Here is a 19,632-nt window from a genome sequence, read left to right as displayed (position 1 = left end):
GCAGCGGGTAGGGTGGCGGCGTGTCCTACGCCGGCCCCGAGTTCGACCCCCCGCGCCCGCCGCGCCGCACCCGCCGTCCGGCGCTCACCGCGGCGGCCGTCGTGGTGTCCGCCGTGGTGATCGCGGCCCTCGCCGTCCAGCTCACGGACGACGGCACACCAACCGCCGGCGGGACCCCCGCGGGCTCCGGCACCGAGGACGCCCGCGGCCAGGCACCCACCGCGAACGGCCCGGGCTCCCCCGCCACCCGCCCGGCGACGGACGGCACCACGAGGGACGGTGCCACGAGGAGCGGCGCCGCGAGCGCCCCCGCCGCCCCGGGGGCCACCCCCGACGGCACCCGCCCCGGTACGGCCGGACCGGGCGGCGGCACGCCCCGGGACGGGGAGAGCCCCGCGCGACTGCCCCTGAGCGGCAAGGTCGTCGTGATCGACCCGGGACACAACCCGGGCAACTTCCGGCACACCGAGGAGATCGGGCGGCAGGTCGAGATGGGCACCGGCCGCAAGGCGTGCGACGCCACCGGCACCTCGACCAACGCCGTCGCGGGCGGGAAGGCGTACACCGAGGCGGAGTTCACCCTCGATGTGTCACGGGTGCTGCGCTCCCAGCTGCGCGCGCAGGGCGCGACCGTCGTCCTCACCCATGACGGGGACCGCCCCTGGGGCCCCTGCGTCGACGAGCGGGCCCGGATCGGCAACGAGGCGCTCGCGGACGCCGTGGTATCGGTCCACGCGGACGGCTCGGCGCGGGGCAACCGCGGCTTCCACATGATCCTTCCCGCGCTGCTGGAGGGCCCCGGGGCGAACACGGCGCCGATCGTCGGCCGCTCCCGTGACCTGGGTGAACGTATCGCGGGGCACTTCGTACGGGCCACCGGGAGCGCGCCGTCCAACTACGTCGGCGACGGTACGGCGCTCGATGTCCGTGACGACCTCGGGGGCCTCAACCTCTCGCAGGTCCCGAAGGTGTTCATCGAATGCGGCAACATGCGTGACCCCGAGGACGCGGCTCTGCTGACGAGCGGCGCGTGGCGGGAACGGGCGGCGCGGGGGATCTCCGAGGGAATCATGAGTTTTCTGCGCGGGTAGTACGCACAGCCCCTGACCTGGCAGACACCTTCGGCGCGCCGACGATAGGGTCACCCCTACGATGTAGGGCCGCCCCCGCGCTTCGCACACCCTCGACGGCGACAGCGACGCCCCTCACCAGCGACCGAACAGACGACGGACGAAGGACCTGAAGTGAATATCCGCTCCCTCACTAGAGGCGACGGCGTGGTGATCGGAGCAGCGGTGTTGCTCTTCGTCGCCTCGTTCCTCGACATGTACTCGATCGACGGAGCCGGTGACGGAGCCGACTTCCCGAACGCCTGGGACAGCGCGCCGACCCTGATGAGCGTGTTCCTCGCGGGCATCATCGCGGCCGCGCTGATCGTCGTCTCGCACGCCCAGCCGCAGCCGCGCAAGATCGTGGGGCTGGACCTCGGCCAGTTCGGTGTGGCCTTCGCGATCTTCGCGGCCTGGAGCGCGCTGGGGTACATCTTCGACCCGGCGGGCGCGTTCGACAGCAGCGGCTCGCTCTCCCCGGACGCGGGCGCGGGCCTGATCCTCGGGCTGATCGCGGCGGTGCTCCTCGCGGGCGCGGCCGTGGCGACCCCGCTGGTGCCCGCGCTGAAGGCACCGCTGCTGGGCGCCCCGCGTCCGCAGACCCCGCAGCCGTACGGGCAGCAGCCGCCGCAGGGCGGGTACGGCTACCCGGGCGGACCGGGCGGCCAGCCCTCCTTCGGCGGGCAGCCGCAGCCGGGCCCGTTCGGTGCCCCGGGCGGCGCCCCGCAGGGCCAGCAGCCCGGCGCCCCGGCGCCCGGTCCGCAGGCTCCCGGGCAGCCGTCGTCCGGCGGGGACTTCTCGCCGTTCTGGTTCGCCGTGCCGGTGCCGCGTCCGCTGTACGCGGAGGACGGCTCGCCGACCCCGATCGCCGAACTCGCCCCCGGTACCTGGTATCTGGCGGTGGAGCAGCGCGGCCCCGGGCTGATCGCCCAGACGCAGGACGGCCGTCGCGGCGTCCTCCAGGACACCTCGGGCATCCAGCGGGGCTGACCCTTCGCACGGATCCGGACCGATGGCCCCACCCCTCCCGGGGTGGGGCCATCGGCGTTCCCCGCGCCCGACCGGGCCGCCGGTATCCGGGTTTGAAGTGTCCACGACGGGTCAAGCGGGAGGTATGACCACACATCGGAGAACCGGCCAGGCGGGCAGGATCATCGCGGCCGTGGCGGACGTCATGGCCTTCATCCTGGTCCTGTGGATCCTGATGTACCTGCTGGACGCGAATCGCGGCAACGCGCTCGTCCAGTTCGTGCAGGACAGTGCGCACTGGCTCGCGGGCTGGTCGCACGACCTCTTCACGTTCGACCAGGACTGGGCACGGGTGGTCGCGGGCTACGGCCTCGCCGCCGTGGTCTATCTCCTCGTCGGGCACACCGTGGCGAACCGCGTACGCCGCTGACCGGCCACGCGGTCCGGGCGGGGCGGGGCCGGAGACGGCCCCGCCCCGCCGTACGTGTGCTCAGGGCCCGCTGTACGGGTGCTCAAGGCCGCCCCGTCGTACGGGTGCTCAGGCGCAGCAGGGGGCGTCCAGGCCCCAGGGCAGCCGGTCACCGGCGAACACCGCGCAGGTCGCCTCGTGCCCGCCGAGGGCGGCGACGGCGAGCAGCAGCGCGCCGGCCGTCCAGCTGGTCAGTTCCTCGGGCCATACCGCGCGGTCCGCGTAGACGTAGCCGGTCCAGTACAGACCGCTGTCCGGGTCGCGCAGATGCTGGATGGACTGGAGTATCTCCAGGGCCCGGTCCGACTCCCCGACCGTCCACAGCGCGAGGGCGAGTTCGGCGGACTCCCCGCCGGTGACCCAGGGGTTGGGCACCACGCAGCGCACCCCGTACCCGGGGACGACGAACCGGTCCCAGCCGCCGGCGATCCGCTGGGCGGCCTCCGCGCCGGACACCGCCCCGGCGAGCACCGGGTAGTACCAGTCCATGGAGTAGCGGTTCTTGTCGAGGAACCGTTCGGGGTGGCGGCGTATCGCGTGGCGCAGCGCGCCGACGGCCAGCTCCCAGTCGGGCTGGGGCTCGTCGCGCTGGTCGGCGAGGGCGAGCGCGCAGCGCAGGGCCTGGTGGATGGAGGAGCTGCCGGTCAGCAGGGCGTCGGGGACGGGTGTGCCGTCCGGCTCGCGCTTCCAGCCGATCTGTCCGCCGGGCTGCTGGAGGGCGAGCACGAACTCGACGGCGGCGAAGACGGTGGGCCACATCCGGTCCAGGAAGCCCTCGTCGCCGGTGGCGAGGTAGTGGTGCCACACGCCGACGGCGACGTACGCGGAGAAGTTGGTCTCGCGGGCGTGGTCGGTGACGTCGTCGGGGTCGCCGTCGGCGTAGGCCGCGTACCAGGAGCCGTCCGGGTTCTGGTGCCGGGCGAGCCAGGCGTAGGCGCGGGCGGCGGCCTCGTGCTCCCCGGCCGCGTCGAGGGCCATCGCGGACTCGGTGTGGTCCCAGGGGTCCAGATGGTGGCCGCGGAACCACGGGATGGCGCCGTCGGGCCGCTGCACGGCGAGGAGCCCCCGCACGGTCGCGGTGGCCTCCTCGGCGGTGAGGACCCCCGGCAGGACGAGGTGTTCCGTCCGGGGGGTCGTCACGAAGCGTCCACCGCGGGCAGCTGGGGCTTGGTCGCGTACGCGACGAAGCTCTTGCCGATCAGCGGGTTGAGCGCCCGTTCGGTGACCCGGGTGGCGAGAGGTTTCTTCATGATGTCCCACACCAGCAGCTTGTGATAGGCGCGCACGGGCAGGGCGCGGTCGTTGTCGACGCCGAACGCGCACTTGAGCCACCAGTACGGCGCGTGCAGGGCGTGCGCGTGATGGGAGCCGTAGGGCCGCAGTCCCGCCTCGCGTATCCGGTCGAGGAGTTCGTCGGCGCGGTAGATACGGATATGGCCGCCCTCGACCTCGTGGTAGGCGTCGCTGAGCGCCCAGCACACCTTCTCGGGGCCGTAGCGCGGGACCGTGACGGCGATCCGGCCGCCGGGCCTGAGCACCCGGACCATCTCCGCGAGCACGCCCTTGTCGTCGGGGATGTGCTCCATCACCTCGGAGATGATCACGACGTCGAACGAGCCGTCGGGGAAGGGCAGGTTGAGCGCGTCGCCCTCCATGGCGGTGGCGGTGGCGCCCGCCGGGGCCTCCCCCGCCTCCTTCATCGCGGCGAACCACGAGGCGACCTCGCGGATCTCCTCGGCGTTGCGGTCCAGGGCCACCACCCGCGCACCGCGCCGGTACGCCTCGAAGGCATGGCGGCCTCCGCCGCACCCGAGGTCCAGGACGCGGTCGCCCGGCGCCAGCGGGAACCGGGTGAAGTCGACGGTCAGCATCAGTGGTTGCTCCCCACCACATGTGTGGCCGCGGTACGGCCGCTGCCTGTGTCCGCGGCCGGGGCGGGGCCCCGGCCGGTACCGGTCGGCCGGGCGGCCGACGCGCGGGCGACGGCCTCCCGGTAGTGCTCCACGGTGCCCTTGGCGGCCTGGGCCCAGGTGAACCGGGCCAGGACCCGGGCGCGGCCCGCCGCCCCGAGCCGGGCCCGCAGCTCCGGGTCGCCGAGCAGCCTGCCCAGCGCGGCGGCGAGGGCTCCGGCGTCACCGGGCGGCACCGCGAGACAGGTCTCGCCGTCGGTGCCCGCGACCTCCGGGATCGCGCCGCCGGTCGTGGCGACCAGCGGGGTGCCCGTGGCCATCGCCTCGGCGGCGGGCAGCGAGAAGCCCTCGTACAGCGACGGGACGCACGCGATCCGCGCCGACCGCACCAGGTCCACCAGCTCGGTGTCGCTGATGCCCTTCACGAACTCGACGGCGCCTTCGAGCCCGTACCGTTCGATGGCGCGGGCGACGGGGCCGTCCTCGGCGCGGCGGCCGACGACCACCAGATGGGCGGACGGGTGCTCGGTACGGAGCTTCGCCAGTGCCTCGACCAGATGGACCAGGCCCTTGAGGGGCACGTCCGCGCTGGAGGTGGTGACGATCCGGCCCGGGACCTCGGCCACCGACGGATCGGGGGCGAACAGCTCGGTGTCGGCGCCGATATGGACCACATGGACCCGGTCCGGGCGCACCCCGAGCTGGTCGACGATCTCGCCGCGGGACGTGCCCGAGACGGTGAGGACCGACGGCAGCCGACGGGCGACGCGCTTCTGCATCCGGGTGAAGGCGTACCAGCGGCGCAGCGACGCCCGGCGCCGCCAGTGGGGGGCGGCGTCCAGCTCCAGCCGCCGGTCGACGGTGACGGGATGATGGATCGTGGTCACCAGCGGTGCGCCGAGCCCGCCCAACTGGCCGTAGCCGAGGGTCTGGTTGTCGTGGACGACGTCGAACTCGCCGCGCCGGGCCCGCAGATGGCGCCGGGCGCGCAGCGAGAACGTCAGCGGCTCCGGGAAGCCGCCGGTCCACATGGTCGCGACCTCCAGCGCGTCGATCCAGTCGCGGTACTCGCCGCGGCCCGGGGTGCGGAACGGGTCCGGCTGGCGGTACAGATCGAGGCTGGGCAGCTCGGTCAGGCGCAGTCCGGCGAGGTCCTCGCCCTCGTCGAGGACAGGGTACGGCTGGGAGCCGATGACCTCGACACGGTGGCCGAGGCGGACGAGCTCACGGGAGAGATGGCGGACGTAGACGCCCTGGCCTCCGCAGAAAGGGTTCCCCTTGTAGGTGAGGAGCGCGATCCGCAAGGGGTGACCGTCGGGTGGCGCCGCCGCCGGGGTACCGGTCAGGGCGGCGGGCTGCCGGATTCCGTCCCCCGGCTGAGGGCGGGCCTCCATGGCCTCTGCGGTCACTCATGGCCCCCTTCTCGGCGGTGTCGTCGCCCGACCCTACGTGCGGGCGGCAATCTAGAACAAGTTTCAGACCCGGGCGTCCAAGGAGACCGAATCTACCGGTCGGTAGCCGCGCCCGGCCGGGCGGACCAGGTGATTCGCACCACGGCCCGGCGCCCGCGATCGTGTACGGACCGGCAATCCGGTCACGGTGGCCGGGGCCCGTCCGGGGTCGCACTCCCCCGCGCCGTCCGGCATCCTGCCCGGTGACGGACGACTGCGAGGGAACGGGACGAACGCGGCACATGACAGCACGAGCCATGCCGGACGACGGCGGGTCGGGGGCGTGCCCGGCACCCCTCACGGAACGTCAGGAGGAGCGGCGGCGGCGCATCCTGCGCGCCGGCGCGGAACTCGCCGCGCGGGGCGGGTTCGACGGGGTGCAGATGCGGGAGGTCGCCGAGCTGTCCGGGGTCGCCCTCGGCACGCTGTACCGCTACTTCCCCTCCAAGGTCCATCTGCTGGTGGCGACCATGCGGGACCGGCTGGAGCGGGTGCACGAGTCCCTGCGGGGGCGGCCGCTCCGGGGGGAGACGGCCGCGGAGCGGGTCGCGGAGACGCTGATCCGCGCGTTCCACGCGTTCCGGGGGGAGCCGCGGCTCGCCGACGCGGTGGTGCGGGCGCTGACGTTCGCCGACCGGTCGGTGAGCGCGGAGGTGGAGCGGGTGTCCTCGCGGACCGCGGCGATCGTTCTCGACGCGGTGGGGCCAGGGGGCCCCGGGGCCGAGGGGCCACCCGCGGTGGCACGGGTGCCCGGGTCCGGCCCCGCCTCCGGGTCCGGCCTCGGCCCCGGCGCCGGGTGCGGGTCCGCGGTGCGGGTGATCGGGCATGCGTGGCATGCCGTGCTGGTGGCTTGGGTGTCGGGGCGGGCTTCGGTGGCGGAGGTCGAGGCGGACATCGTGACGGTGTCCCGGCTCATTGACACGTGAGCTTGCGCTTGCGTTTCCGAGGTCTGTCCGGCTGGGCGTACTTCGTTCCTGTGCGGGTCGCTCGTGGGGTGCGCAGTTCCCCGCGGGTCGCCTTCGCTTGCGCTTGTGAGGTCTGTCCGGCTGGGCGTACTTCGTTGCTGTGCCGTCGCTCGTCGTTTTCGCGCAGTTCCCCGCGCCCCTTTGGGGCGCCATCTGCTTGTTCTTCGGGTCGGTGCCGGTCGGGATTCTCCGTCCTCGATCCGACACGCTCGGCACGACGCCCAGCGGAGCTACTGAAGAGCATCGGAGTCTGCGGGCAGAGATTCCCGCCCACCCCCTCCCGCAGCAGCGCGACTGCACGAGGAGGGGGGTTCCGCAGACGACGGACAACATGATGGGGCGCCCCCAAAGGGGCGCGGGGAACTGCGCAAAAACGAGGACGGCCCCGCACCCGAAGAGCGACGGCAACGGGGCACCACCCAGGGGCGCGGGGAACTGCGCACCCCCGGAGTACCCGCACGGGGACAAGTGCGCCCAGCCGGACAGACCTAGGAAGCGCAAGCAAAGGCGACCTGCGGGGAACTGCGCGAGCAACCAAGGACCACCCGCACCCGAACGGGAACCGCAAGGGGCGCGATCTCAGGGGCGCGGGGAACTGCGCAAAACCACCGAGCACCCCAGCTGGAACAAGTGGGCCAAGCACAGGAAACCCAGGGGCGGGGGGAACTGCGCACCCCACGAGCGACCCGTGCGGGGACGAGTGCGTCCTGCACAGGTCGCTCGGGGGGCGGGCGGTCAGGTCAGGGAGCGGTCCGGTTCTCGCACCGCGGCCTTCTCCGGTTCGTCGGGCGCCGCGGGCGGCACGGGCACGGACCGGGCCCGGGGACCGGCCAACAGGTACCCGATACCGAACCCCGCACCGACCACCATCGCACCCCCCACCGCGTCCAGCACCCAGTGGTTCGCCGTCCCGACGATCGTCATCACGGTGATCGTCGGATGCAGCGCGCCCAGCACCTTCATCCACACCTTGGGCGCGAGGATCACGATCACCACCCCGCACCACAGGGACCACCCGAAGTGCAGCGACGGCATCGCCGCGTACTGGTTGGTGAGCGCGGTCAGCGTCCCGTAGTCCGGCTTGGAGAAGTCCTGCGCACCGTGCACCGTGTCGATGAACCCGAGCCCGGGCATCAGCCGCGGCGGCGCCAGCGGGTACAGCCAGAACCCGATCAGCGCGAGCACCGTGGCGAACCCGAGCGCGGTCCGCGCCCAGCGGAAGTCGACCGGCCGCCGGACGTACAGCACCCCGAGCACGGTCAGCGGCACCACGAAGTGGAACGACGTGTAGTAGAAGTTGAAGAAGTCCTTCAGCCAGGGCACTCCGACGACGGCATGGTTCACCCAGTGCTCGATGTCGATGAACAGCGCCTGCTCGATGGAGTGGATCTGGCGCCCGTGCTCCTCGGCGGTGGAACGCCCCGCGGTCGCCGCGAGCCGCACCTGCGAGTACGCGGAGTACCCGACCCGGATCAGCAGCATTTCGAGCAGCAGGTTCGGCCGGGTCAGCACCCGTCGCCAGAACGGAACCAGCGGCACCCACTTCCAGCGCGCGGCCACGGGCGCCGCGTAGTCCGTCGGGACCGGCCGGTCGAAGGTGGGCGCCGTCCGGGACAGGAACGGCACGAAACACGCGGCGGCGAGCGCCGCGACGAGGATGACGTTGTCCCGGATGGGATGCAGCACCGCCATGTTCGGCAGCATCATCTTCGCGGGCAGCGTCATCGCCAGGACCACGGCGACGGGCCACACGGGCCGGTCCGAGGCCCGCTTGCCGACCCGTCCCACGACCGCGAGCAGCACCCACAGCAGCTGGTGCTGCCAGGCGGTCGGGGACACGGCGACGGCGACACAGCCGGTGATGGCGACGGCGAGCAGCAGCTGACCGTCCCGGGCGTAGCGCACCGCGCGGCGCAGTCCGATGTACACGACGGCCGCGGCGAGCGCCAGGAACAGCGCCCACTCCAGCGGACCGCTCAGCCCGAAGCGCAGCAGCGCGCCGTGCAGCGACTGGTTGGCGAGCCCGTCGGGGTTCACGGCGAGTCCCGCGCCCGCGGCCTCGTCGATCCAGTACGTCCAGGAGTCGTCGGGCATCGCGGCCCAGGCGAGGGCCGTGCTCGCGGCGAAGGTGGCGCCCGCCGAGACGGCGGCCTTGCGGCGGCCGGTGAACCACAGCAGGGGGGCGAAGAGCAGCACGGTCGGCTGGAAAGCGGCGCCGATGCCGATGAGCACACCGCTCACCCGCTCGTCACGGGCGGCGAAGCAGCCGACGAGGACGAGCAGGACGGGGATGATGCTGGTCTGGCCGAGGTGCAGGGTGTTGCGGACCGGCAGGGACAGCATCAGCAGGCAGATCGCGACGGGCGCGGCCAGCAGCGCGGTGCGCCGGGACACGGGCTGGGGTACGGCCCGCGCGACGATCAGCCCGAGGACGGCCACGAGCAGCAGGGTGCCGAAGGTCCAGCCCCAGCCGAGCGCCTGCTCGGCGGAGCTCGCGAAAGGTTTGAGTACGAGTCCGTTGAACGGGGTACCCGTGAACTGGGCGGCGTCGTAGAGCGACCCGGGGACGTGCAGCACTCCGCCGGGGCCGGTCCAGGTCCCCAGATCGGTGAGCCGTTCGCCCGGCGGCTGCCGCAGCACCACCGTGATCTGCCGGACGGCCAGGAGTGCCGCCATCAGCCACAGGCCGACGCGCATCGCCCCTATCCGAGGGTTCACCGTGTCTCCCGGTCTCGCCAGCAAGACATCTCCTGGTCCCCCGTGCTCCGCTTTCGCCACGCCGCGTCGGCCCTCCCGCCCCGTTTCGCATACTTCGCTCATCGATGTACGGCCTGTCTCGATGGGCCGACCCTAAAGGCTCGCACTGTCCTTGCGAGGAGACGCAGGCAACCCCCTCTTCACCTGACAGCCTCTTCACTTTTGATCGGATGACGATAGTCGGGAAACGGCTCACTCCTGACCGCCAGGGGCGATATTGATCACACTCGGACTGCCCGTCGAAGGAGGCGAATTCAACTCCTCCGACCTCATTGATGGCACTTTGTCCCGGGGATCGCGCCCCCCGCGTGAGCGGGCCTCCGCCGGGCGCTCCCGGCGCCGCCCCGCGCGCCGGAACCACTCCGGCGGAGGAACCGCGCGGGCCCGGGTTATCTTCGGACCGACGGACTCTTTAGCCGCCCTAACGAAAGTGGGTGCCGTTCATGACCGACCCGACCTCGCAGGACCGGTGGGACGCAGTCGACGACTACTTCACCGCTGCTCTCGCGCCCGCCGACGAGGCGCTGGACGCGGCCCTGCGGGACAGCGACGCGGCCGGGCTGCCGAGCATCGCGGTCGCCGCGAACCAGGGCAAGCTGCTCCAGCTCCTCGCGGAGATCCAGGGCGCGCGCCGCATCCTGGAGATCGGCACGCTCGGCGGCTACAGCACCATCTGGCTCGCCCGCGCGCTGCCCGCCGACGGCCGTCTCGTCACCCTGGAGTACGCGGCGGCCCACGCGGACGTGGCACGGCGCAATATCGCCCGTGCCGGGCTGGACGGGCTCGTCGAGGTGCGCGTCGGGCCCGCGCTCGACTCGCTGCCCGTGCTGGAGGCGGAGGGGGCCGAACCGTTCGACTTCGTCTTCATCGACGCGGACAAGGCCAACAACCCCCACTACCTGGACTGGGCGGTGCGGCTCACCCGCCCCGGCTCGGTCGTCGTGGTCGACAACGTCGTGCGGGGCGGCGGTGTGGTGGACGGGGACAGCTCCGATCCCGCGATCACCGGCACCCGCACCCTGGTCGACCGGGTGGCGGAGCATCCCCGGCTGTCCGGGACCGCCGTCCAGACCGTCGGCACCAAGGGGTACGACGGCTTCCTGCTCGCCCGGGTCACCGCCTGACCCGGTGACGTACGCGCCCGGCCGTCCCGGAGTGGTCCGGTGCGGCCGGGCCCCGGTCATGTCTCGTGGTAGAAACCGACGTTCACCGAACGCGGTCCCGTCCGGTCGAGGACCACGATCTCCCCGGACGAGCCCGGGGGCAGCGGTACGGTCCCGCCGTACGCGAGCGGTTGCGACGGGCCGCGGCCGACGGTGAGACGCACCTCGGACGACGGGTCCACCTGCGAGCCGCGCAGCCAGGTGACCGTCCACCCGGCGTCCGCGCCGCAGCGGAACTCCAGATGGGTCCGTGACACGAAGAGCCAGTCGTCGGGGGTCGCGAGCCGGCACACGCTCCGGTCCCGCCCCACTCTCAGCACCGCGCCCGCCGTGCTCGCCGTCTCGGCCATCAGCATCCCCGCCGTGGCCCCCGTGTCGGCCTCCGACAGCGTCGCCATGGTCAGCTCCAGCACCCTGTGCTCCTTTGTCGTCCGCAGTGGTCCACGGCGAGCGTCGCACAGCCCCCGCCCACACGGCAGAGGGCCGCCTTCGCTAGCGCTTCTCAGGTCTCCCCGGCCCGAGCGCACTTGTCCCCGTACAGGCCGTCCGCGGGTGCGCAGTTCCCCGCGCCCCTGGGTCTGTCCGGCTGGACCCACTTGTCCCGGTGCCGTCGTTCGTGGGGTGCGCAGTTCCCCGCGCCCCTGAGGTGCTGCCCCATTACGGTCGCTCTTCGAGTGCGGGTCCGCCCTCGTCTTCGCGCAGTTCCCCGCGCCCCTGGGTCTGTCCGGCTGGACCCACTTGTCCCTGCGCCGTCGCTCGGTGGTTTCGCGCAGTTCCCCGCGCCCCTGAGGTGCTGCCCCATTACGGTCGCTCTTCGAGTGCGGGCCAGCTCTCATCTTCGCGCAGTTCCCCGCGCCCCTGGGTCTGTCCGGCTGGACCCACTTGTCCCTGCGCCGTCGCTCGGTGGTTTCGCGCAGTTCCCCGCGCCCCTGAGGCGCTGCCCCATTACGGTCGCTCTTCGAGTGCGGGCCAGCTCTCATCTTCGCGCAGTTCCCCGCGCCCCTGGGTCTGTCCGGCCGGGCGCACTTGTCCCTGCGCCGTCGCTCGGTGGTTTCGCGCAGTTCCCCGCGCCCCTGAGGCGCTGCCCCCTTGCCGTCGTTCCTCGGGTGCGGGCCCGCCCTCGTCTTCGCGCAGTTCCCCGCGCCCCTGAAAGGGCGCCCACCTGGGGCTGTCGTCAGTCTGCGGGGTCTTCGCTTGCGGAACCACCCTCCTCGCGCAGTCGCCGGACTCACGTAAGGGGGTGGGCGGGAATCTCTGCCCGCAGACTCCGATGCTCTTCAGTCGGGCAAGGAAGCGTCGTACCGAGCGTGTCGGATCGAGGACGGAGAATCCCGACCGGCACCGACCCGAAGAACAAGCAGAACGCGCCCCAAAGGGGCGCGGGGAACTGCGCAAACCCACCGAACGACGGCACAGGAACGAAGTACGCCCAGCACAAGAAACCCAGGGGCGCGGGGAACTGCGCACCCCCGTCCGACCCGCACAGGGACGAAGCACGTCCACCCGGACAGACCTCACAAGCGCAAGCGAAGGCGACCCGCGGGGAACCGCGAAACCACCGAGCGACGGCACAGGAACGGAGTGCGTCCCGCACAGGAAACCCAGAGGCGCAAGCGAAGGCTTACCCGCAGGACTCCGGCTCCGCCGTACGGCTCCAGGAGGAGCCGATCCGGTACACCCCGGCCGCCGGCACATCGAGCCGCGTGTACTCCCCGTGGGGCCGCAGACACGCCCCCTCCGCCCGGAGCCACGGCGAGTACGCGATCCGTATCGTCGCGGACCCCTTCTCGCTCATCCGGATCTCCATGTCCGTGCTCGTGGAGTCGACGACGGTCGCCGGCGCCGAAGCCAGCGGCACCGCGTCCCGCACCTGGTACACGGTCCAGTTCGCGTCGCGCCACACCCGCTCCAGCCACTGCGGCTCGGACCGGACCAGTGCGGCCTCCTTCTGGGCGGGCCCGTCCGGCTTGCCGTTCAGCAGCACCACGTACCCGACGGCCCAGCGGTCCAGCCACGCCCGGTACGCGCTCGGGGAGAACGAGCCGTCGTAGAACAGCCGACCGCGCTCGACGTCGAGCTGACGGTTCCAGCCGCGCGCGAGGTTCATGTGCCGGGCGAACGCCGTGGCCTCCCGGTGGTTGCGCGCGGGCACGACCTCGACCCGGGTCCGGTCGGCGCCCAGCCGCTCCAGTTCGGCGACGACGTCCTCGGTGTGCTGGGCCCACGCGGGGACCTTCGTGGAGACGATCAGGTCGTCCACGGTCTTCTGGACCAGCCAGGTGGACGACAGGACCAGCGACAGGGCGAGCGCGACCCGCCGGACCTTGTCCAGTCCCGGCACCATCAGCGCCGCGAGCAGCGCGGACGGCACCGCGAGCCCGAGGAGCCGTTCCACGTTGGTGCCGATCGGCGAGGAGACGAAGTACGTGAGGACCACGCCGACCGCGTAGACGAGGGCGCCCCAGCGCAGCACCCGCCAGTTGCGGGGCGCGGCGGCGACCAGTACGAGGGAGAACAGGACCGGGGGCAGTATCCGGTCGGCCGCCATGGGCTGTTCGCCCTTGAACGGGAAGAGCAGGCTGGTAGCGGCGACGACGAGGGCCGGCGGGATCAGCAGGACGGCGGCGCGGCCCCAGTCGCGGACCAGCAGCCAGCCGGCGCCCGCGACGGCGAGGAACAGTCCGGCGACGGGGCTGGCCATGGTCGCCAGCAGCGCCCACAGTCCGGCCCGGCCGAGGTCCCGGCGGCGTCCCGTGAGGGCGAGCATGCCCGCGAGGGCGAAGGCGAGGCCGAGGGCGAACGTGGTGCGGCCGGAGGCGACGTTGCACCACAGGGCGATCGAGAAGAGGACGGCGGGTCCGAGCGGGCGGCGGATGCCGGTGCGCTGGATGACGAGCGCGGCGAGCCAGGCGGAGACCAGCCCGGACAGCACGGTGACCGTGCGTACCCCGACCGCGGCCATCAGGTACGGGGAGATGAGGCTGTAGTTGGCGGTGTGCGTGCCGCCGTACCAGAAGAGGTTGTACGGCGAGTCCGCGTGCTCCGAGCCGAACCAGGCCCAGGCCTGCTGCGCGGCGAGGTCGCCGCCGCCGGTGGCGAGGAACGCCCACCACACCACGTACAGCGGCAGGGTGGGCAGGGTCGCGATCAGCGGGACGCGGTGGCGTTCGGCGAGGGCGCGCAGCCGCTCGGCGCGGGTCGGGGCCCTGCCGGTGCCGGTGCCCGCCGGGGTGGTGCCGGTGCCGGGGGAACCGGGGAGCCGCGGGGTCCGGGTGACCTCGGGCGGCTGCGGTGCGCGCGGCTGCGGGGTGAGTGTCCCGGACTGCCGTGCTGCCGTACGTGAGGGTCCTGGCGCCGCCTCCCGTGCGGAGTCCGTGCGGGGCTCGGTGAGGGCTGACGGCTCGGCGACCACGGTGACCGTTTCTGCTGGGGCCCGGAGGGCTGATGCGGGACAGGGTTCCTCAGCCTAGACGCGAGATCACGCGGAAACGTTCACCGGGACGGGCCACCGGATCGGTGTCCGGCCGCCCCGGGAGGGCCCGGGGAACCGCCCCCGACCTGTACGGAGAGGGCGGCGTCCGGGGCGGATTCCGGATCGCGGATACCGTACGAAGCCGTGCGACCTGCATGGACATGCCGAACCCCGAATGAGAGCAACTCCGTTGGCGCGGGCCGCGATCGGGTCCGGTGCGGGCCGGATCCCGGGGCGGTCACGGGCGACGTCCGCCCCCGGCCCGTACCGCGTCGTTGGCGCAATGCCGCCCCGTTCCCCGCGATCCGGTCCGCCCGGCCGCCGGGCCCTGCTCGAATCGCTCCTCCGCACCTGCGGCAAGGGGAGACATGCACCACACACGCAACGGAAGAACCGGCGGTCCGGGGGCCAGGGCCCTCGTCACCGCCCTCGCGGTCACCGCCGCGCTCACCACAGGACCGGCCGCTCCCGCTCACCGTGGCCGTCCCGTACGACGGCGGCGTGACCTGGCGGGAGCGCCCGGTCCGCGACGGCCGGGTGAGCGTACGGAACCCGGCCGCGGGCCGGGGTGTCGCGCTGCGGGCGCGGGTGGCCGACCGGGACGGCACCACCGCGACGGTCACCGTCCGGGACGCCTACCGGGGCCGCTGACCCGGCGGTCCGTGCGCGGACACGGCGAAGCGGTGACGCCCTCCAGGGGCGTCACCGCTTCGTGTCGTTCACTGCCGGGCCGGGTCAGTACCAGCCGTTGGACTTCCAGAAGTTCCAGGCGCCGACGGGGCTGCCGTAGCGGTCCTCCATGTAGTCGAGGCCCCACTTGATCTGGGTCTCGGGGTTGGTCCGCCAGTCGGACCCATGGGTGGCCATCTTGGTGCCCGGGAGGGCCTGGACCAGGCCGTACGCGCCCGAGGAGGAGTTCTGCGCCGTGACGTCCCAGTTGGACTCACGGGTGATGATCTTCTCGAAGGCGGTGTACTGCGTGCTGTCCGGGATCAGCTTCTTCGCGATCGTCTTGGCCGACGCCGCCTTGACCGTCTGCGCGGACACCGGAGCGGCCTGGGCGGGCGTGGCGGCCTGCGCGGGGCCGGAGGCGAGAAGCATCCCGGTCGTGGCGGCGGCGACGGCGGCACCGGCGAGGGCCTTCTTCGGGGAAGCGGTACGACGGATCAGGGAAGCGGTGGAGGCGAACACGAAAGACCTTCCGGTCGGGGTCGAGGACGGTCGTACGCGATCCGTGGCCCCGGCTCGGCCGGGAGGGGGAAAGCGTGGGCGCCGTGGCCCGGGTGGGCACATCGGCGCCGTGCGACTCGATCCAGAGAAGCAGGCCGGGGAAGCTCCCGCAATGACCCCTTTTACTAGTGGGAGTCGCATGTGCCCGATCGGTCCGCTCTGTGAGCTGGCTCTCAATCCCCAGGTCAGACCCCCTGACGACGCGAACACGTCAAGGAAATGCGGCTACGACCCCGGGTAGTGGAGGGCGAAGTCCTGTGGGACTCCTCACCAGCGGGGCCCCCGGCGGCTCACGGACCGCGTTCACGGAGGCACACGGCGGCGCCGGGGAATGTGACCGGCGCCGCACGGACAGGGGGTCGGGAGCGGGCCCGGGAGCCCCGGAAGGTGACCGGGACCACGGTCCCTACGTCCCGCCGGGCACCCCGTCGGCCGCCGCCCGTACCTCCGCGCCGGGCGGGGCACCGGCGGCCCCGGGCTCCCCGGCGGTCACCGGCTCCTCGAAGGCCACCGGCGCCTCGAAGGCGGCCCGGCGGGTCGCGCGCCGCAGCGCCCGCAGCACGGTCCCGCCGAGGGCCAGGGTCAGTACGACGGTCAGCACCGCCCGGCCGAGGTCCCAGCCCAGGGAGGTCGCGACGCAGTAGGCGAGGAACCGGACCAGGTTCTCCCCGACCGGCTCACCCGGCCGGAACGCCACGCTCGACGTCAGCTCGCCCATGAACGGCCAGCCCGCGAGGTTCATGACCGTGCCGTACGCGAACGCCGCCACGAACCCGTACGCGGCGAGCAGCAGCCGTTCGCCCGTGCCGCGCAGCCGGTCGGGGCCGGGCAGCAGCCCGGCGCCGAGCGTGAACCAGCCCATGGCGAGCATCTGGAACGGCAGCCAGGGGCCGACGCCGCCGGTGAGCAGCGCCGAGGCGAACATGGTGAGCGCGCCGAGCACGAACCCGAAGCCCGGTCCGAGGACCCGTCCGCTGAGCACCATCAGGAAGAACATGGGCTCCAGCCCGGCGGTGCCCGCGCCCAGCGGGCGCAGGGCCGCGCCCGTCGCGGCGAGCACCCCGAGCATCGCGACGGCCTTGGCGCCGAGCCCGGACTCGGAGATCGTCGCCGCGACCACCCCGATGAGCAGCACGAGGAGCGCGGCGAAGAGCCAGGGGGCGTCCTGGGAGTGCGCGTTCACGGAGGAGGCGGGGTCCGCGAGGAACGGCCAGCCGAACCCGGCGACACCGACCGCGCCGACGAGCGCGAGGGCGGCGGCGGAGCGCGGTCCGAGCCGTACCGCGCGGACCGCCCGGTCGTGGCGCGGCGGGCGGGCCGTCATCGCAGGGCCTCGCGGACCTGGGCGACGGTCAGCCACGGTCCGGTGCCGAGCACCTTGGCGACCTGCGGGGCGAAGGACGGGGACGCGACGACGACCTCGGCGGCCGGGCCGTCCGCGACGCTCTCGCCGTCGGCGAGGATCAGCACCCGGTGGGCCAGTTCGGCGGCGAGTTCCACGTCATGGGTGGCCAGCACGATGGTGTGGCCGTCGGCGGCGAGCGCCCGCAGGACGGTGAGCAGCCGGGCCTTGGCGGCGTAGTCGAGGCCCCGGGTCGGTTCGTCGAGCAGCAGCAGCGGGGGCCGGGCGGCGAGGACGACGGCGAGCGCGAGGACCAGCCGCTGTCCCTCGGAGAGGTCACGGGGGTGGGTGCCGTCGGCGATCCCGGGGAGCAGGTCGCTCACCAGGGCGCGGCAGGTGCCGGGCGCGGCACCGGCGTCCCGGTCGGCGGCGGCGCACTCGGCGGCGACGGTGTCGGCGTGGAGCAGGTCGCGGGGTTCCTGGGGGACGAGTCCGACGCGGCGGATCAGATCACGCGGCTTGGCGCGGTGCGGTACGGCGTCCCCGACCCGGACGGTGCCCTCGCTGGGGCGGACCAGTCCGACGAGGGCCGACAGCAGGGTCGACTTCCCGGCGCCGTTGCGGCCCATGAGCGCGACGGTCTCCCCCGGTCCGAGGGTGAGGGTGATCCGGCGCAGCGCCTCGATGTGGCCCCGGCGGACCCCGGCCCCGCTGAGCCGGGCGACCGGCGGGGTGTCCGGGTCCGAGGGCGCGGGCGCGGCGGGCCGGGGGGCGTCCGCGAGGCGTTCGCGCAGGGGGCCGGCCTTGCGCCGGGCGTCCCGGACGCTCAGCGGCAGCGGTGACCAGCCCGCGAGCCGTCCCAGTTCCACCACGGGCGGCCGGACGGGCGAGTCGGCCATGATCCGTCCGGGTTCCCCGAGCCGCGGGCGTTCGCCGGGGCCGGGCAGCAGCAGCACCTGGTCGGCGTACTGGACGACCCGTTCGAGCCGGTGCTCGGCCATCAGGACGGTCGTCCCGAGGTCGTGGACCAGCCGCTGGAGGACGGCCAGCACCTCCTCGGCGGCGGCCGGGTCGAGGGCGGAGGTCGGCTCGTCCAGGACCAGGACCCGGGGGTGCGGGGTGAGGACGGAGCCGATCGCGACGCGCTGGCGCTGGCCGCCGGAGAGGGTGGCGATCGGGCGGTCGCGCAGTTCGGTGAGCCCGAGCAGGTCCAGGGTCTCCTCGACCCGGCGGCGCATCACGTCCGGGGCGGTGCCCATGGACTCCATGCCGTAGGCGAGTTCGTCCTCGACCGTGTCGGTGACGAAGTGGGCCAGCGGGTCCTGTCCGACGGTGCCGACGACATCGGCGAGCTCCCGCGGCTTATGGGTACGGGTGTCGCGGCCCGCGACGGTGACCCGGCCGCGCAGGGTGCCGCCGGTGAAGTGCGGGACGAGTCCGCTGACCGCCCCGAGCAGGGTGGACTTGCCGGACCCGGACGGTCCGACGAGCAGCACGAGTTCGCCCTCGGGCACCTCGAAGTCGGCGTCCCGCAGCGCGGGGTGCTCCTGCCCGTCGTAGCGGACGGACACGTTCTCGAAGCGGATCACGGGCGGGTGTCCTTCCTTGGCCCCGGTGCCGGTTCCCCGGGCCGGACGGGCGCCGGGGCGATCAGCGCGGGGAGAAGTCCGGCGAGGATCGCCAGGGCGGGCCACAGCGGCAGTTCCGGGGCGGTGAGCGGGACGACCCCGGGCCGCAGGGCGTCCGGGTCCAGCGACCCGAACCGGATGAGCGCCAGCGCGACCACCACGCCGGAACCGGCGACGAGCCAGGCACGCGCGCCCCAGGCGTCGGGGCGGTAGCGGGTGCGCACCGAGCGCCGCCCGCCGAGCCACAGTCCGCCGAGCGCGGCGGCGGTCCCCAGGGCCAGCAGCGGCAGCGCGTACCCGGCGCCCGCCGCGCCGAGCACCCCGTACGTCCCGGCGCACACCCCGAGCAGTCCGCCGAGGGTGAGCGCGGCGGTCAGTCTGCGGACCGGGGCGGGGACATCGGCGGTACGGCCGTAGCCGCGCGCGTCCATCGCGGCGGCGAGCGCGACCGAGCGTTCCAGTGCGCCCTCAAGGACGGGCAGCCCCACCTGGAGCAGCCCGCGCAGCCCCCGGTCGGGACGGCCCCGCAGCCGGCGGGCGGAGCGCAGCCGCCGGACGTCCGCGATCAGGTTGGGGGCGAACGTCAGGGCCACCACCACGGCGACCCCGGCCTCGTACAGGGCGCCAGGCAGGGACTTCAGCAGCCGGGACGGGTTGGCCAGCGCGTTGGCGGCGCCGACGCAGATGAGCAGCGTGGCGAGCTTCAGCCCGTCGTACAGCGCGAAGACGAGTCCCTCGGCGGTGACCCGGCCGCCGATCCGCACCCCCTGCGCCCAGTCGGGCAGCGGGACCTCCGGGAGGGTCACCAGGACATGGCTGCCGGGGATCGGGGAGCCCAGCAGCACCGCGAAGACCAGCCGCACCCCGAGGACGACGAGCGCGATCTTGACGAACGCGCCGTACGAGCGGGCCCAGGGCGCCTCGGTGCGGCGCGCCGCGACGACGTACCCGGCGACCGCGACGAGCAGCCCGAGCAGCAGCGGGTTGGTGGTGCGGGACGCGGCGACCCCGAGCCCGAGCGCCCAGACCCACCAGGCGCCGGGGTGCAGCGCGTTCGCCCGGGTCGCGGCGGGCGCGTACGGGCGGCGCGGCCCGCGCGCGGGCCGCGCCGCGCGCCGGGCGGGGGTGCGCTCGGCGGCGGGCTTCGGGGGCGGGGTCACGGGCACG

General features: G+C 73.6%; 16 protein-coding genes. 6 read left to right on the top strand and 10 right to left on the bottom strand.

Annotated elements, in window-relative coordinates; all coding sequences use genetic code 11:
- Positions 1-20: 20 nt before the first annotated feature.
- From OG711_RS27875 to OG711_RS27865, 3 genes are all read left to right on the top strand, one after another.
- Entirely contained in the window at positions 21-1,091 is a 1,071-nt protein-coding gene (locus OG711_RS27875; protein ID WP_329561163.1) for an N-acetylmuramoyl-L-alanine amidase, read from the top strand.
- A 153-nt stretch (positions 1,092-1,244) separates the two neighbouring features.
- Positions 1,245-2,099, top strand: coding sequence for a DUF5336 domain-containing protein (locus OG711_RS27870; RefSeq protein ID WP_266514951.1), 855 nt, complete (start codon positions 1,245-1,247; stop codon positions 2,097-2,099).
- 124 nt (positions 2,100-2,223) lie between these two features.
- Complete coding sequence (locus tag OG711_RS27865) at positions 2,224-2,508, top strand: hypothetical protein (protein WP_073793501.1); 285 nt, start codon at positions 2,224-2,226, stop codon at positions 2,506-2,508.
- A 108-nt stretch (positions 2,509-2,616) separates the two neighbouring features.
- On the opposite strand, the gene OG711_RS27860 is transcribed toward OG711_RS27865, so the two are convergent.
- Genes OG711_RS27860 through OG711_RS27850 form a run of 3 tightly spaced genes read right to left on the bottom strand, consistent with a single transcriptional unit; the run spans position 2,617 to position 5,866 of the window.
- Positions 2,617-3,687 (bottom strand): glucosidase family protein, encoded by a 1,071-nt coding sequence (locus OG711_RS27860; protein ID WP_329561160.1) that lies wholly within the window; start codon positions 3,685-3,687, stop codon positions 2,617-2,619.
- Positions 3,684-4,418: a class I SAM-dependent methyltransferase gene (locus OG711_RS27855; RefSeq protein WP_073793503.1), complete on the bottom strand. Its 735-nt coding sequence runs from the start codon at positions 4,416-4,418 to the stop codon at positions 3,684-3,686. The genes OG711_RS27860 and OG711_RS27855 overlap by 4 nt, the downstream gene beginning before the upstream one ends.
- Positions 4,418-5,866 (bottom strand): glycosyltransferase family 4 protein, encoded by a 1,449-nt coding sequence (locus OG711_RS27850; protein ID WP_245876986.1) that lies wholly within the window; start codon positions 5,864-5,866, stop codon positions 4,418-4,420. The genes OG711_RS27855 and OG711_RS27850 overlap by 1 nt, the downstream gene beginning before the upstream one ends.
- Before the next feature lie 284 nt (positions 5,867-6,150).
- Here OG711_RS27850 and OG711_RS27845 point away from each other — a divergent pair, with 284 nt between their 5' ends.
- Entirely contained in the window at positions 6,151-6,834 is a 684-nt protein-coding gene (locus tag OG711_RS27845) for a TetR family transcriptional regulator (RefSeq protein ID WP_329561154.1), read from the top strand.
- 774 nt (positions 6,835-7,608) lie between these two features.
- Here OG711_RS27845 and OG711_RS27840 read toward each other — a convergent pair.
- The gene (locus tag OG711_RS27840; RefSeq protein ID WP_405674128.1) at positions 7,609-9,651 is read right to left on the bottom strand and encodes a bifunctional glycosyltransferase 87/phosphatase PAP2 family protein; all 2,043 of its coding nucleotides are present in this window, start codon (positions 9,649-9,651) and stop codon (positions 7,609-7,611) included.
- 422 nt (positions 9,652-10,073) lie between these two features.
- Between OG711_RS27840 and OG711_RS27835 the strand changes: the two genes are divergently transcribed.
- Positions 10,074-10,754 carry an O-methyltransferase gene (locus OG711_RS27835; protein ID WP_073794176.1) on the top strand — a complete coding sequence of 227 codons (681 nt, stop codon included), beginning with the start codon at positions 10,074-10,076 and terminating at the stop codon, positions 10,752-10,754.
- Between the two features lie 56 nt (positions 10,755-10,810).
- Here OG711_RS27835 and OG711_RS27830 read toward each other — a convergent pair whose 3' ends face one another.
- Together OG711_RS27830 and OG711_RS27825 are read right to left on the bottom strand one after the other, a co-directional pair.
- The gene (locus tag OG711_RS27830) at positions 10,811-11,206 is read right to left on the bottom strand and encodes an FHA domain-containing protein (RefSeq protein WP_073793506.1); all 396 of its coding nucleotides are present in this window, start codon (positions 11,204-11,206) and stop codon (positions 10,811-10,813) included.
- A 1,208-nt stretch (positions 11,207-12,414) separates the two neighbouring features.
- Positions 12,415-13,977 (bottom strand): hypothetical protein, encoded by a 1,563-nt coding sequence (locus OG711_RS27825; RefSeq protein ID WP_073794178.1) that lies wholly within the window; start codon positions 13,975-13,977, stop codon positions 12,415-12,417.
- Between the two features lie 789 nt (positions 13,978-14,766).
- On the opposite strand from OG711_RS27825, the gene OG711_RS27820 reads away from it, so the two are divergent.
- The gene (locus OG711_RS27820; RefSeq protein ID WP_266514962.1) at positions 14,767-14,916 is read left to right on the top strand and encodes a hypothetical protein; all 150 of its coding nucleotides are present in this window, start codon (positions 14,767-14,769) and stop codon (positions 14,914-14,916) included.
- An 84-nt stretch (positions 14,917-15,000) separates the two neighbouring features.
- Here OG711_RS27820 and OG711_RS27815 read toward each other — a convergent pair whose 3' ends face one another.
- The 4 genes from OG711_RS27815 to OG711_RS27800 all read right to left on the bottom strand — a co-directional run bounded on the left by OG711_RS27815 (position 15,001) and on the right by OG711_RS27800 (position 19,631).
- Positions 15,001-15,456: a lytic transglycosylase domain-containing protein gene (locus OG711_RS27815; protein WP_073793507.1), complete on the bottom strand. Its 456-nt coding sequence runs from the start codon at positions 15,454-15,456 to the stop codon at positions 15,001-15,003.
- Between the two features lie 445 nt (positions 15,457-15,901).
- Positions 15,902-16,819, bottom strand: a complete 918-nt coding sequence (locus OG711_RS27810) for an ECF transporter S component (protein ID WP_329561149.1) — start codon at positions 16,817-16,819, stop codon at positions 15,902-15,904.
- Positions 16,816-18,426, bottom strand: a complete 1,611-nt coding sequence (locus OG711_RS27805; protein ID WP_329561147.1) for an ABC transporter ATP-binding protein — start codon at positions 18,424-18,426, stop codon at positions 16,816-16,818. The genes OG711_RS27810 and OG711_RS27805 overlap by 4 nt, the downstream gene beginning before the upstream one ends.
- A complete protein-coding gene (locus OG711_RS27800; protein WP_405674126.1) occupies positions 18,423-19,631 on the bottom strand; it encodes a CbiQ family ECF transporter T component in 1,209 nt (402 codons plus the stop codon). Before OG711_RS27800 ends, OG711_RS27805 begins: the two co-directional genes overlap by 4 nt.
- Between the last annotated feature and the right edge of the window lies 1 nt (position 19,632).

This window comes from Streptomyces uncialis (genome assembly GCF_036250755.1).
Taxonomy (GTDB): Bacteria; Actinomycetota; Actinomycetes; order Streptomycetales; family Streptomycetaceae; genus Streptomyces; species Streptomyces uncialis.
This window is presented reverse-complemented; position numbering and strand designations above follow the sequence as displayed.

Bases quoted from the DNA above. Each gene is read 5' to 3' on its own strand.
- OG711_RS27835 (WP_073794176.1), top strand. From the start codon at position 10,074: ATGACCGACCCGACCTCGCAGGACCGGTGGGACGCAGTCGACGACTAC.
- OG711_RS27865 (WP_073793501.1), top strand. From the start codon at position 2,224: ATGACCACACATCGGAGAACCGGCCAGGCGGGCAGGATCATCGCGGCC.
- OG711_RS27855 (WP_073793503.1), bottom strand. From the start codon at position 4,418: ATGCTGACCGTCGACTTCACCCGGTTCCCGCTGGCGCCGGGCGACCGC.
- OG711_RS27810 (WP_329561149.1), bottom strand. From the start codon at position 16,819: ATGACGGCCCGCCCGCCGCGCCACGACCGGGCGGTCCGCGCGGTACGG.
- OG711_RS27845 (WP_329561154.1), top strand. From the start codon at position 6,151: ATGACAGCACGAGCCATGCCGGACGACGGCGGGTCGGGGGCGTGCCCG.